The sequence below is a fragment of the Bradyrhizobium sp. P5_C11_2 genome (assembly GCF_054049755.1).
In genome coordinates, this window is sequence record NZ_JBFULT010000165.1 from 1 (window position 1) to 13,156 (window position 13,156).

At 64.0% G+C, this 13,156-nt stretch carries 11 protein-coding genes; 4 read left to right on the forward strand and 7 right to left on the reverse strand.

The features are described from left to right. Both ACXJL8_RS17400 and fahA read left to right on the forward strand, forming a co-directional pair. Positions 1 to 317, forward strand: a 317-nt coding sequence (locus ACXJL8_RS17400) for a homogentisate 1,2-dioxygenase domain-containing protein (RefSeq protein WP_456685299.1), incomplete at its 5' end; no start/stop codon positions are given. A 109-nt stretch (positions 318 to 426) separates the two neighbouring features. Beyond that, positions 427 to 1,698 (forward strand): fumarylacetoacetase, encoded by a 1,272-nt coding sequence (fahA, locus tag ACXJL8_RS17405; RefSeq protein WP_456622356.1) that lies wholly within the window; start codon positions 427 to 429, stop codon positions 1,696 to 1,698. 133 nt (positions 1,699 to 1,831) lie between these two features. Here fahA and ACXJL8_RS17410 read toward each other — a convergent pair whose 3' ends face one another. Then, positions 1,832 to 2,143 carry a DUF1272 domain-containing protein gene (locus tag ACXJL8_RS17410; RefSeq protein WP_456622357.1) on the reverse strand — a complete coding sequence of 104 codons (312 nt, stop codon included), beginning with the start codon at positions 2,141 to 2,143 and terminating at the stop codon, positions 1,832 to 1,834. Positions 2,144 to 2,216: 73 nt separating this feature from the next. Next, a complete protein-coding gene (locus ACXJL8_RS17415) occupies positions 2,217 to 2,696 on the reverse strand; it encodes an Lrp/AsnC family transcriptional regulator (RefSeq protein WP_456622358.1) in 480 nt (159 codons plus the stop codon). A gap of 119 nt (positions 2,697 to 2,815) precedes the next feature. Between ACXJL8_RS17415 and hppD the strand changes: the two genes are divergently transcribed. Beyond that, on the forward strand, positions 2,816 to 3,934 hold the full coding sequence (hppD, locus tag ACXJL8_RS17420) for a 4-hydroxyphenylpyruvate dioxygenase (RefSeq protein WP_456622359.1): 1,119 nt from the start codon (positions 2,816 to 2,818) through the stop codon (positions 3,932 to 3,934). A gap of 56 nt (positions 3,935 to 3,990) precedes the next feature. Here the strand turns inward: hppD and ACXJL8_RS17425 are convergent, their stop codons facing one another. The 5 genes from ACXJL8_RS17425 to ACXJL8_RS17445 all read right to left on the reverse strand — a co-directional run bounded on the left by ACXJL8_RS17425 (position 3,991) and on the right by ACXJL8_RS17445 (position 10,782). Continuing rightward, positions 3,991 to 5,280: an IS4 family transposase gene (locus tag ACXJL8_RS17425; RefSeq protein WP_456622360.1), complete on the reverse strand. Its 1,290-nt coding sequence runs from the start codon at positions 5,278 to 5,280 to the stop codon at positions 3,991 to 3,993. Positions 5,281 to 5,603: 323 nt separating this feature from the next. Next, positions 5,604 to 6,722, reverse strand: coding sequence for a CaiB/BaiF CoA transferase family protein (locus ACXJL8_RS17430; RefSeq protein ID WP_456622361.1), 1,119 nt, complete (start codon positions 6,720 to 6,722; stop codon positions 5,604 to 5,606). 210 nt (positions 6,723 to 6,932) lie between these two features. Continuing rightward, positions 6,933 to 7,733: an FAD binding domain-containing protein gene (locus ACXJL8_RS17435; RefSeq protein ID WP_456622362.1), complete on the reverse strand. Its 801-nt coding sequence runs from the start codon at positions 7,731 to 7,733 to the stop codon at positions 6,933 to 6,935. Between the two features lie 134 nt (positions 7,734 to 7,867). Then, on the reverse strand, positions 7,868 to 10,210 hold the full coding sequence (locus tag ACXJL8_RS17440) for a xanthine dehydrogenase family protein molybdopterin-binding subunit (protein WP_456622363.1): 2,343 nt from the start codon (positions 10,208 to 10,210) through the stop codon (positions 7,868 to 7,870). Between the two features lie 86 nt (positions 10,211 to 10,296). Then, positions 10,297 to 10,782, reverse strand: coding sequence for a (2Fe-2S)-binding protein (locus ACXJL8_RS17445; RefSeq protein ID WP_456622364.1), 486 nt, complete (start codon positions 10,780 to 10,782; stop codon positions 10,297 to 10,299). A 333-nt stretch (positions 10,783 to 11,115) separates the two neighbouring features. Between ACXJL8_RS17445 and ACXJL8_RS17450 the strand changes: the two genes are divergently transcribed. Beyond that, a complete protein-coding gene (locus tag ACXJL8_RS17450; RefSeq protein WP_456685300.1) occupies positions 11,116 to 13,155 on the forward strand; it encodes a methyl-accepting chemotaxis protein in 2,040 nt (679 codons plus the stop codon). The last annotated feature ends 1 nt before the right edge of the window (position 13,156 follow it).

The following is a 13,156-nucleotide window of genomic DNA, read 5'->3' on the forward strand; positions in this document are numbered from 1 at the left end:
GGTATCACATGAACATCATGAGCGAGTTCATGGGCCTGATCTACGGCGTCTACGACGCCAAGCCGCAAGGCTTCGTGCCGGGCGGCATCAGCCTGCACAATTGCATGCTGCCGCATGGCCCCGACCGCGACGCCTTCGAGCACGCCAGCAATGGTGAGCTGAAACCGGTGAAGCTGACCGGCACCATGGCCTTCATGTTCGAGACCCGCTACCCGCAGCGCGTCACCGCACATGCCGCGAATTCGTCGACGCTGCAGGACGATTACGCGGATTGCTGGAAGGGCCTGGAGAAGCGGTTCGACCCGAATAGGCCGTGATGTTTTGTTGCTCGTCATCGCCGGGCTTGACCCGGCGATCCATCCCTCTTCGAAATGATGGATGCCCGGGTCAAGCCCGGGCATGACGACTATCTGATTGGAGACTCGTGTGCCCCAACCCAACGACCCCAGCCTTCGCTCCTTCATCGACGTCGATCCCGCCTCCGACTTCCCGATCCAGAACCTGCCCTACGGCGTGTTCTCGACGGCGGCCAATCCGACGCAGCGCGTCGGTGTCGCGATCGGCGATTATGTGCTCGATCTCTGGGAGCTAGAGCAGGACTCGCGGCTCGATGTCGGCCCGCTCGGCGTGTTCGCCGTATCCTCGCTCAATGCATTCATGGCGCTGGGACCAAAAGTCTGGACGAAGACGCGCGCGCGGATCAGCGAGCTGCTGCGCCACGATAATCCGGAGCTGCGCGACAATGAGGAGCTGCGCAAGCAAGCGATGGTGCCGATGCGGGATGCAAGACTGCATCTGCCGTTCGCGGTCTCCGGCTACACCGATTTCTATTCGTCGAAAGAGCACGCCACCAATGTCGGCGTGATGTTCCGCGGCAAGGACAATGCGCTGCAGCCGAACTGGCTGCACATGCCGATCGCCTATAACGGCCGCGCCTCGACCGTCGTGGTGTCAGGCACCAAGGTGAAGCGGCCGCGCGGGCAGCTGAAGCCCCCGAACGTAGATGTGCCGAGCTTCGGGCCCTGCAAGCGGCTCGATTTCGAGCTGGAGATGGGCGTGGTGGTCGGCCAGCCCTCGCCGATGGGCGGCATGCTGACGGAGCAGCAGGCCGAGGAGATGATCTTCGGCTTCGTGCTGCTCAATGACTGGAGCGCGCGCGACATCCAGCAATGGGAATATGTGCCGCTCGGGCCGTTCCTTGCAAAAGCCTTTGCGACCTCGATCAGCCCATGGGTGGTGACGCGCGAGGCGCTGGAGCCGTTCCGGCTGAAGGGGCCGGAGCAGGAGCCGGTGCCGCTCGCCTATCTCAGGCAGGACAAGCCGCGGAATTACAGCATCGAGCTCGATGTTTCGTTGCGGCCCGGCAGCGCGAACGCGCCAACGAGCATCAGCCGCACCAATTTCAAGTATATGTACTGGTCCTCGGTGCAGCAGCTCATGCACCACGCCTCCTCGGGCTGCGCGATGAATGTCGGCGATCTCCTCGGCAGCGGCACCATCTCCGGCCCGGAGAAGAACCAGCGCGGCAGCCTTTTGGAGATCAGCTGGAACGGCACCGAGCCGGTCGAACTGCCCGGGGGCGTCAAGCGATCGTTCCTGGAAGATGGCGACAGCCTCGTCATGCGCGGCTGGTGCCAGGGCAACGGTTATCGGGTCGGGTTCGGGGAGGTTGAGGGGACGATTTTGGCGGTGGAGTAGGGCGCGGCACGCTCCGACTTCGTAGGGTGGGCAAAGGCGCGTTAGCGCCGTGCCCACCACTCTTCTACAATTGCGCGGGCGGTGGGCACGCTTCGCTTTGCCCACCCTACGGGTTCGACGATGTGGGAGCAGTTCACCGTCTCTCCGGTGCCACGTCTTTGATCCTCGCGCAATGTGCGGCGACATCCTCCACGCTGTACTTCAAATGCACGCGCTTGTCCGACGGCGCCTGCTTGGTCGTGCAGACGCCCGCCCGCCACTCTTGCGTGGGGCGGATCGGGCGCGGCGCAAAGCCGCCGCCGCAGTTGGGGCAGACGTTGGACAGTTTCGTCTCGACGCAATCCGCACAGAACGTGCATTCATAGGAGCAGATCCGCGCGTCCGTTGCATCAGGCGGCAGGTCGCGGTCGCAATATTCGCAGTTCGGTCGAAGCTGGAGGGCCATGGCTCAATCTCCGCAGACTGGCTTGATCATCGCAGACGGCGCGTGAAGCGCGAATGGCGTAGTTCCCTCGATTTCAGCCAACCTTCGGCTCCCTCAGCGGCAACCGCGTGCTCTCCTTCAACCTGTCAAGCACGATCGATGAACGCACATGCGCCACGCTCTGGTGCGGCATCAAGACGTCGTTGACGAGGTTGGAGAGCCCCTTCAAATCGCGCAGCACGGCCTTGAGCACGTAGTCGGCATCGCCCGTCAGCGAGTAGGCCTCCTGGATCTCGTCGATGCGGTTGACCAGCGTGCGGAAGCGCTTGGAATTGTCCGGTGAGTGGGTGGCGAGCGTCACCTGGATGAAGGCGATGACGCCGAAGCCGAGCGCCTCGCTGGAGAGATCGGCGTGATAGCCCGCGATCACCTTCTCCTCCTCCAGCCGCATCCGCCGGCGCGAGCATTGCGAGGCCGACAGGCCCGCGAGCTCGGCGAGCTCCTGGTTGGTGAGGCGGCCGTCATCCTGGAGCGCGCTCAGGATCTTGAGGTCGAAGGCGTCTACCGAGATCATGCGTCGCTTGTCCATTTCATGCACGGATCRTGCATATGATAGCCGAAATGCGTCCCGTTTGCACGCTCATTGCATGGCCGGTGAAGGATAGTTCATGGCAGCAGCAATTGGAGAGCACCATGGGTCCGTTTCCGCACGATGCACCGCCGGCCACCATCAGCGCCGACAATCCGATGGGCACCGACGGGTTCGAGTTCGTCGAATATGCGCATCCCAATCCCGAAGAGCTGCACGCGCTGTTCAAGCTGATGGGCTATGCGCCCGTCGCGCGCCACAAGACCAAGACAATCACGGTCTATCGCCAGGGCGACATCAACTATCTCGTCAACGAGGAGCCCGGCACCCACGGCTTCGACTTCGTCGCCGCACATGGTCCCTGCGCGCCGTCGATGGCGTTTCGCGTGGTCGATGCGAAGGCGGCCTACGACCGCGCACTTTCGCTCGGGGCGGAGCCTGCGGACGCATCATCGGCGCAGAAGACGCTCGATGTGCCCGCGATCAAGGGCATCGGCGGCAGCCTGCTCTATTTCGTCGATCGCTACGGCGTCAAGGGTTCTGCCTACGATGACGAGTTCGAATGGCTGGGCGCGCACAATCCGCAGCCCGCCGGCGCGGGCCTGTTCTATCTCGATCACCTCACCCACAATGTCCATCGCGGCCGCATGGATGTGTGGACGGGCTTCTACCAAAAGCTGTTCAACTTCCGCCAGATCCGCTTCTTCGACATCGAGGGCCGCGCCTCCGGCCTGTTCTCGCGTGCGCTGACCAGCCCCGACGGCAAGATCCGGATTCCGATCAACGAGGACGCCGGCGATTCCGGCCAGATCGAGGAGTATCTCAAGATCTATCGCGGCGAAGGCATCCAGCACATCGCCTGCGGCTGCCGCGACATCCACCAGACCATTGAAGGCCTGCGCGAAGCCGGCCTTCCCTTCATGCCGGCGCCGCCCGACACTTATTTCGAGCGGATCGACGCGCGCCTGCCCAAGCACGGCGAGGACGTTGCCCGGCTCAAGACCAACGGCATCCTGATCGACGGCGAAGGTGTGGTCGATGGCGGCCAGACCAAGGTGCTGCTTCAGATCTTCTCCGCCAACGCGATCGGCCCGATCTTCTTCGAGTTCATCCAGCGCAAGGGCGACGACGGTTTTGGCGAGGGCAACTTCAAGGCGCTGTTCGAGTCGATCGAGGAGGATCAGATCCGGCGCGGGGTGTTGAAGGTGGGGAATGCGGCGTAAGCTGCCATTGTTGGGCACACTGTTGCATCACAACCGGTGTCGTCCCGGCGAAGGCCCTAGGGCATGCACATATCTTTGAGGCTCCATCCAGCAGCGACGGCGTTGAAGTATTCGAGGCCGTTTTTGAAGGTGATGGGACCGGGTGGTTTGGAGGATGGGTAGCCATCCCATCCTCCGAGACGACCGATGATCCAGGCGGCCCAAGCGAGGGTGTCGGGCGGATGTGGGTTCTTCAGCCGCTTGGTTCTGGCTTCGAACTGCTGATTGAGGGCCGTTAAAGTGGCGACTTCATTGGCGTTGAAGGCCGTCGAGACGGTCTGCCGACCGCCGTTGCGCGCTTGCAGAAGCTGGATGGTAATAACCGCGGCCTTGGCAGCGATAGCGACCAATTTGAGAAGCCGGTCGGCGATGCCGATTTGGCTATCTTCGAGCCTGAAGCCCTGTGTCTTGAGGACGCGGAAGAACTGCTCAATGATCCAGCGCTGCTTGTACCACCCGACGATCCGCCAGGCATTGTCTGCACTGGCGACCTCGTGAGAGGTGAGAAGACACCAGTGTAGCGGCTCGACGTCGGGAGCGGCGTTGATCTCGCGGGCGTCGACGACGGCCAAACGCAAGCTTTTCGGCAAATGGCGCAGGAACTTGCTCTGGGGCCGGGCAAGCTCGATCACGCCGAAGCGAAGTTCGAGATCGGCCTGACGTGCGGGCCGTTGTGCGCGCGCAGGCAACTGGATGGTGCGACGCTGAACCGCTGCCCTGGCGTCGATGGTTGCGTACAAGCCGGTCTCGTCAGCCAGCTTGCGATCATGCATGCTGCGAGCGATCACGTGGAAGTGCTGCTCGGCTGCACTGGCATAAAGAGCAAAGATGTCGCTCTCGCGGTCGCCAAGCAGCGTCACCATGGCGGCATCGGCAAGCAGCGGCTTGGCCGCAACGGCGGTGGTGATCCAGCGTTGCGACTCCTTGTCCGAGAGGTCGCGGCTATCATGTGAGACGGTCCGGCGCCCCTCGCGGGTCCATACTTCGCCGCTCAGAAGTCCGAGGCAGTTGCCATTGTCGGCATCCACCGCCAGCAGCGGATGCAGCAGTACGCCATGCTGGTTGCCCCTGCCGATTTCCCCGAGCCCGCGCCGGCGTTGCGACGTGGTGTTGAAGTGGATTTCGCTGGTATCCTGGATCGCCAGCACATGGCGGTCCGCGACCGCCGCAACCGTGCTTTCACTCCAGCTTTCGATGATCCGTTCCACTGTCACCTTGTCGTGGCCGAGGAAGCGATTGAACCGCACCTCCAGAGCACGGTCACCCCTGGAAAGGCGTCGCAGGCACACATCCTTGCCCGCGACCATGCGTCCGACAAGCGCCGCCCCCCTTTATCGAGGCGACGATCCCCGAACCGGCCCAACGTCCAGTCGATCYGTGACAGCATCGGCACCTCCATCCAACAGAAGTGCCGCAATAGAAATCACACGATTTCCCGATTCTGGAATCCCCCAAGCCCCGTCCGAGTCAATCCGCCGCACCAGATATGTGCATGCCCTAGGGCGAAGGCCGGGACCCATAACCCCAGGGAGAGGTTGTGGCGCGAGCTGCTAACTCCGAGTCTTCGCCAAACCATGTTCGGTGGTTATGGGTCCCGGCCTTCGCCGGGACGACAGGGGATTTGGAGCTTCTACCTCTTCCACGCCTTCATCACTGCCCCGATCTCCGCTCCCTCCGGCTCGCGAACCGCGGACGGCGTGCGTGAGAATCGCGGCGCCGGCGCGGGCTGTTTCACGCCGTGGCGTTCGACGAACACCTGTCGGGCGATCATGTGTGGATGCTCGGTCGCTTCCGACATGGTCAGCACCGGTGCGAAGCAGATGTCGGTGCCTTCCATGATCTTGCACCAGTCCTCGCGCGTCTTGCTCTTGAAGACCGCTTGCAGCTTTTGCTTCAGCGCCGGCCAGGCCTGGCGGTCCATCTGCGCGTCGAAATCGGCGTCGGTCAGGCCGGCATGCTGGCGCAGCAGCGCGTAGAACTGCGGCTCGATCGAGCCGATCGAGACGAAATGGCCGCAGGCGCATTCATAGACGCCATAGAAATGCGCACCGCCGTCGAGGAAATTCTGGTTGCGGCCTTCGGTCCAGCGGCCGATCGTGGTCATGTCGAAGAAGAACGACATCAGCGAGGCCGCGCCGTCGCACATCGCGGCGTCGACAACCTGACCCTTGCCCGACCTCGATGCTTCCAGAAGCGCGGCGAGCACGCCGACGACGAGATAGAGCGCGCCGCCGCCGAAATCGCCGACCAGATTGAGCGGCGGCACCGGCGCTTCTTTGGTGCCGATCGCGGCGAGCGCACCGGTGATGGAGATGTAGTTGATGTCGTGGCCGGCGGCGCTGGCGAGCGGGCCTTCCTGGCCCCAGCCGGTCATGCGGCCGTAGACGAGCTTTGGATTACGCGCGAGCACGATTTCGGGGCCGAGCCCGAGCCGTTCCATCACGCCGGGACGAAAGCCTTCGACCAGCGCGTCGGCATTCGCAAGCAGGTCGAGCACCTCCGCGATTGCCGCCTTGTCCTTGAGATCGAGCTCGATCACCTTGCGGCCGCGCCCCGCCACCGACTTCATGCTCTTCCTGGCGCCGACACGGTCGAGCGTGACGACGTCGGCGCCCATGTCGGCCAGCATCATGCAGGCGAACGGGCCCGGGCCGATGCCGGCGAATTCGACGATGCGGAAGCCCGAGAGCGGGCCGGAGGTGCGGATTGAGGAGCCTTCTGATTTTTCTTGGGCTGATTTATCGAGCACGTTGTTGTTTCCTCGGGTCGCAGGCGAATTGCCGATGGTTCGGCAATGGCCTGGGACGTTCCTCTGTGGGCGAGTTAATTGACCGATTAACTTTTCCCGCCTTCACGTCAGCGAGGCAAGCGGTTTTCGTGACGCATGGCCAAAATAAAAGCGGCGCGCACTGAAGTGCGCGCCGCGGAAAATTTGCGTTGAGGCGCTAAAGCGCGATCGTCAACCTGCGGCCGCCACCGCACGCTGCGCCATCACCTTGATCAAGTTGGCGCGGTACTCCGACGTGCCGTGAATGTCCGCCAGCAAATTGCTTGCCGAAATGCTCACGCCATCAATCGCCGACGGCGACCAGTTCGCCTTCAGCGCGGCCTCGATCGCGGGCACCCGCATCACGCCGCTCTGCGAGGCGCCGGTCGCGGCAACGCGGACATCGCCCGACTTGGTCTTGGCGACGAACACGCCGGTCAGCGCAAAGCGCGAGGCCGGATGCGGGAATTTTGCGTAGCCCGCTTTTGCAGGAACCGGGAACGAGACGGCGGTGATGATCTCGCCGTCCTCGAGCGCCGTCGTGAACAGGCCCTTGAAGAAATCCTCCGCCGAGATCGAACGCTTGTTGGTCTTCACGGTGGCGCCGAGCGCGAGCGTCGCGGCCGGATAATCCGCGGCGGGGTCGTTGTTCGCGAGCGAGCCGCCGATCGTGCCGCGGTAGCGCACGGCGGGGTCACCGATCAGCGAGGCGAGATAGGCCAGCGCCGGAATCGCCTTCTTCACGGTGTCGCTGGTCGCGACGTCATAATGCGGCGTGGCGGCCTTGACGGTCAGCGTGTCGCCGGAGGCCTCGATGCCGATCAGCTCCTTGATCTTGCCGAGATCGATCACGTCGGAGGGGCTGGCGAGGCGCTGCTTCATCACCGGCAGCAGCGTCTGGCCACCGGCGAGGAATTTCGCCTCGCTGCTCTTGCCGAACAGGCTGGCGGCTTCGTCGATCGAGGAAGCGCGATGATAGGTGGTCTGGTACATCTTTGTTGCTCCTGAAATCTTTGCTCTGTCATTCCGGGATGCGCCGCAGGCGCAGACCCGGAATCTCGAGGTTGAATTCGTGGCTCCAGATTCCGGGTTCGACGCTTCGCGTCGCCCCGGAATGACGATGGTGGTCAGGCCGCGTGGATCGTGCGCCACACCCGGTCCGGGGTTGCGGGCATTTCCAGATTGTTCTTGCCGATCGCATCCGTGATCGCGTTGATCACGGCCGCGGAGGCGCCGATCGCGCCGGCCTCACCGCAACCCTTGATGCCGAGCGGATTGCCCGGGCAGAGCGTCGTGGTGTGGGAGAGGTTGAACGACGGCAAATCGTCGGCGCGCGGCATGGCGTAGTCCATGAACGAGGCCGTGATCGGCTGGCCATTGGCATCGTAGATCGCGTGCTCGAGCAGGGCCTGCCCGATGCCCTGGGCGAGGCCGCCATGGACCTGTCCCTCGACGATCATCGGGTTGATCAGCCGGCCGAAATCGTCTGCGGCGACGAAGTTGACGAAACTCGTCTTGCCGGTGCCGGCATCGACCTCGAGCTCGCAGATATACGTGCCGGCCGGGAAGGTGAAGTTGGTCGGGTCGTAGAAGGCGGTTTCCTTCAGGCCCGGCTCCATCCCGTCCGGCAGATTGTGCGCGGTGTAGGCCGCGAGCGCGACCATCGGGAAGGCGATGGCCTTGTCGGTGCCGGCCACCTTGAACTCGCCGTTCTCGATGACGATGTCGCCCTCGGAAGCCTCCAGGGCATGCGCCGCAATCTTCTTGGCCTTGGATTCCATCTTCTCCATGGCTTTCAGGATCGCGGTGAGACCGACGGCCGCGGAGCGCGAGCCGTAGGTGCCCATGCCGAACTGCACCTTGTCGGTGTCGCCATGGACGATCGAGACCTGGCTGATCGGAACCCCCAAGCGCTCCGCGACGAGCTGGCAGAACGTGGTCTCGTGGCCCTGGCCGTGGCTGTGCGAGCCTGTGAGGATCTCGATGGTGCCGACCGGGTTGACGCGCACCTCGGCCGATTCCCACAAGCCCACGCCGGCGCCGAGACTGCCGACCGCCTTCGACGGCGCGATGCCGCAGGCTTCGATGTAGCAGGACACGCCGATGCCGCGCAGCTTGCCGTCGGCTTTTGCCTTGGCCTTGCGGGCGGCAAAGCCGGCATAGTCGATCGCCTTCATCGCCGCATCGAGCGAGGCGTTAAAGTCGCCGGTGTCGTAGGCCATGATCACGGGCGTCTGGTGCGGGAACGTGGTGATGAAGTTGGTCCGGCGCAGCGCGGCCGGATCGACCTTCAGCTGCCGCGCCGCCGTCTCCATCAGCCGCTCGATCAGATAGCTCGCCTCGGGGCGGCCCGCGCCGCGATAGGCGTCGACCGGCGTGGTGTTGGTGTAGACCCCGATCACCTCGGCATGGATCGCCGGGATATTGTATTGGCCCGACAGCAGCGTCGCGTAGAGATAGGTCGGCACTGACGACGAGAACAGCGACATGTAGGCGCCGAAATTGGCATAGGTTTTCACCTTGAGGCCGGTGATCTTGTTGTTGGCGTCGAACGCCATCTCGGCCTGCGTGACATGGTCGCGGCCATGCGCGTCGGTGAGGAACGCCTCGGTGCGGTCGCCGGTCCATTTCACCGGACGGCCGACCTTCTTCGAGGCCCACAGCGCCACCATCTCTTCCGGGTAGATGAAGATCTTCGAACCGAAGCCGCCCCCGACATCGGGTGCGATCACGCGCAGCTTGTGCTCGGGCGCGATGTTGTAGAACGCCGACAGCACCAGGCGGGCAACGTGCGGGTTCTGCGACGTCGTGTAGAGCGTGAAATGCTCTTCCGCCGCGTCGTAATCGGCGATCGCCGCGCGCGGCTCCATCGCGTTCGGGGCGAGGCGGTTGTTGGTGACGTCGAGCTTCACCACATTGGCGGCCTTCGCGAAGGCGGCGCTCACCGCGCCCTCGTCGCCGATCACCCAGTCATAGACCTGGTTGCCGGGGGCTTCGGGGTGAAGCTGCGGCGCGCCGGCCTTGATCGCGGCGGTGACGTCGGCGACCGCCGGCAGTTCTTCGTAATCGATGACGACGGCCTCGGCCGCGTCACGTGCTTGATTCTTGGTTTCGGCAATCACCACCGCGACGGCCTGTCCGACGAAGCGCACCGTCTCCGGCGCCATCGCCGGCCACGCGCCCATCTTCATCGGGCTGCCGTCCTTCGACGTGATAGCCCAGCCGCAGATGAGGTTGCCGACCTTGTCGTCGACGATCTGCTGTCCGGTGAGGACGGCGACCACGCCCGGCATCTTCAGCGCGGCGGAGGAGTCGATCCCCTTCACCTTGGCGTGTGCGTGCGGGCTTCTGATGAAATGGGCATGGGTCATGCCCAGCAATTTGATGTCGTCGACGTAGCGGCCCTTGCCGGTAATGAAACGCTTGTCTTCCTTGCGCACGACGCGCGCGCCGATGCCTTCAACACCCATTGTCTGGTCCTCCCGACCGGAATTGTTTTGACTGCGCTTTCCCTCGAAAGCCGCAGCGGTGGTTTTTTTGTTTCGAGGCGAGCCGTTTACTCGGCCGCCTGCGCAACCTTCATGCGTCCGGCCGCATCCAGCACGGCCTTGACGATGTTGTGGTATCCGGTGCAGCGGCAGATATTGCCTTCAAGCTCGTGGCGGACGGTGGTCTCGTCGAGCTCGCCACCGTGACGGTGCACGATGTCGATCGCCGACATGATCATGCCTGGGGTGCAATAGCCGCACTGGAGGCCGTGATTCTCGCGGAACGCCGCCTGCATCGGGTGCAGCTCGTCGCCCTTGGCGATGCCTTCGATGGTGGTGACGTTGGCGCCGTCGGCCTGTCCCGCCAGCATGGTGCAGGATTTCACCGCCTTGCCGTCCATATGCACGACGCAGGCGCCGCACTGGCTGGTGTCGCAGCCGACATGGGTCCCGGTGAGGTTGAGGTGGTCGCGCAGCAGATGGACCAGCAGCGTGCGGTCCTCGACGTCGACAGCAACAGCCCTGCCGTTCACCGTCAATTTGACTGTAGACACGGAAAGTACCTCCCGGATTGATTTTGATTGTTTCTAATTAGAGACCGCGGCCCCCGGACTTTGCAACTAGGATTTTGCTCGCTCGGGTCATGGAAAGGTCATCGATCCAGATGGGTGCGATGATTTGCGCTGCCGGAGGGTCGTCTCTTGCGGTGCGGTCAGCGGGGGAGCTGCCGGCTGCCATCCCACCCCGTCGGCCGCTGGCCGACAAAGCCGGAAATTGCGCCTGTGCGACAAATTTACCGCCCCTTATCGATTCTGCCCTAGTTTTGCGCATCCGGGTCTGGGGGCGGGGCGCCTCCGGATCACGGCCGAATGAAAATGGGGGTGGGAATGTCCGGGCGTATCGCGTCGCCGTCGAAGCGCACCATATTTCCGACCCTCAGGTTCCGCGCAAAAATCATTCTCGGCTTTGCCGCAGTGCTGGTGATCTCCGCCGGCAGCATGGCGTTCGCCTATTTCGGCTTCGAACGGGTCTCGTCCGGTGTCGGGTCCTACCGCGCCAGCGTCACGGAGGCCGATCTCGCCCGCAATATCGACCGTGAGCTGCTCGCCTACCGCTCGGCGGTCAAATATTTCGTTGTCACAGGCAAGGAGGACGACGCCAAGGCCGCGCTGGATGCCGAAGCCGGCCTGAAGAATGCCATCGGCCAGGCGGTCAATGGTGCCAAGAAGCCGGCGCGGCAGGAGAGCCTCGGCAAGCTCGCCAAGGAGTTTGCGAATTTCTCAGCGACCTTCGCCAAGGTGCTCCAGGCCAAGCGCGACAGCGCGCTGCTGGTGCAGAATCAGCTCACGCGCAATGCCAACCTGCTGAAGTACAAGCTCGATGACATCGGCAACAACGCCTCCGATTCCGAGGCGCAGGCGATCGAGTTCGGCACCAAGCAGGTCAATGCCCAGTTCCAGACCGCAAGCTCTGCCGCGACCAATTTCGTGCTGACGTCGGACCAGGCAATCGCGTCGAGTGCGCTGGCGCGGCTGAAATTCGTCGAGAACTCGCTCGGCGCGGTCTATTCCATGGACGACAAGATCGTCGCCGGGCTGAAGGACGCCAAGGGATTGCTCGGCGCCTATCGCGAGGCGCTGGAGAAGCTGATCGCCAACGCCAAGATGGTCGATGAGCTCGTCACCGAGATGACCGGCTCGGCGGGGGCGATCCTTCAGGGGGCGACCGCCATGAAGGCGGACCTCGTCTCCGAACAGCAGCGGCTGGATTCGGAGTCGGAAGCAACCATCGGGCAGACCGAGCACCTGGTGCTGATGCTGGCCATTGGCGGCACGCTGCTGGGCGCCGTCCTTGCCTTCCTGCTCGGCACCGGGATCTCGCGTCCGATGATCGCGATGTGCAAGGCGATGCGCGAGCTCGCTTCAGGCAATTTCGACGTGGTGCTGCCGGGCCTCGGCCGCAAGGACGAGATCGGCGAGATGGCCGGCGCGGTTGAGGAGTTCAAGGTTCAGGCGGTGGCCAAGGCCGAGCGCGATGCCGCCGCCAGCGAAGCCCAGAACAAGGAGCTCGCTACGGCCCGCCGCTCCGAGCTGATCCGGTTTGCCGACGATTTCGAGGGCGCGGTCGGCGCCATCGTCTCCAACGTCTCGGCCTCCGCCGTGCAGCTCGAATCGGCGGCCTCGACGCTGACCCGTACCGCGGAGACCACGCAGAGCCTGTCGAGYCAGGTCGCYGGCGTCTCMGAGCAGGCCTCRWSCAACATGCAGTCKGTCGCGACYGCGACCGAAGAGCTCTCGGCCTCGGTCGAGGAGATCGGCCGCCAGGTCCGCGACTCCAGCCGCATCGCGGARGCCGCCGTCGGGCAGGCCAAGGAAACCGACAGCCGCATYGGCAAACTCTCGCATGCSGCCCAGCAGATCGGCGAGGTGGTCAAGCTGATCACGGCGATTGCCGAGCAGACCAATTTGTTGGCGCTCAACGCCACCATCGAGGCGGCGCGTGCCGGTGAAGCCGGTCGCGGCTTCGCGGTGGTCGCCAGCGAAGTGAAGTCGCTGGCGAGCCAGACCGCCAAGGCCACCGACGAGATTTCCTCGCACATCACGGGCATGCAGGGCGCCACGGCCGAGTCGGTCGCCGCGATCAAGGAGATCGGTGCCACCATCGGCCAGATCTCGTCGATCTCGACCTCCATCGCGAGCGCGGTGGAGCAGCAGGGTGCCGCCACCCAGGAGATCGCCCGCAGCGTCCAGACCGTCGCGCAGGGCACTCAGACCGCCGCCACCGACATCGGCCAGGTCAACCGCGGCGCCGCCGAGACCGGCTCGGCCTCGGAAGAGGTGYTGAACTCGGCCAAGACGCTGTCGTCCGAGAGCACCCGCCTGCGCGCCGAGCTCGACCGCTTCATGGCGAATATCAGGGCAGCGTAAG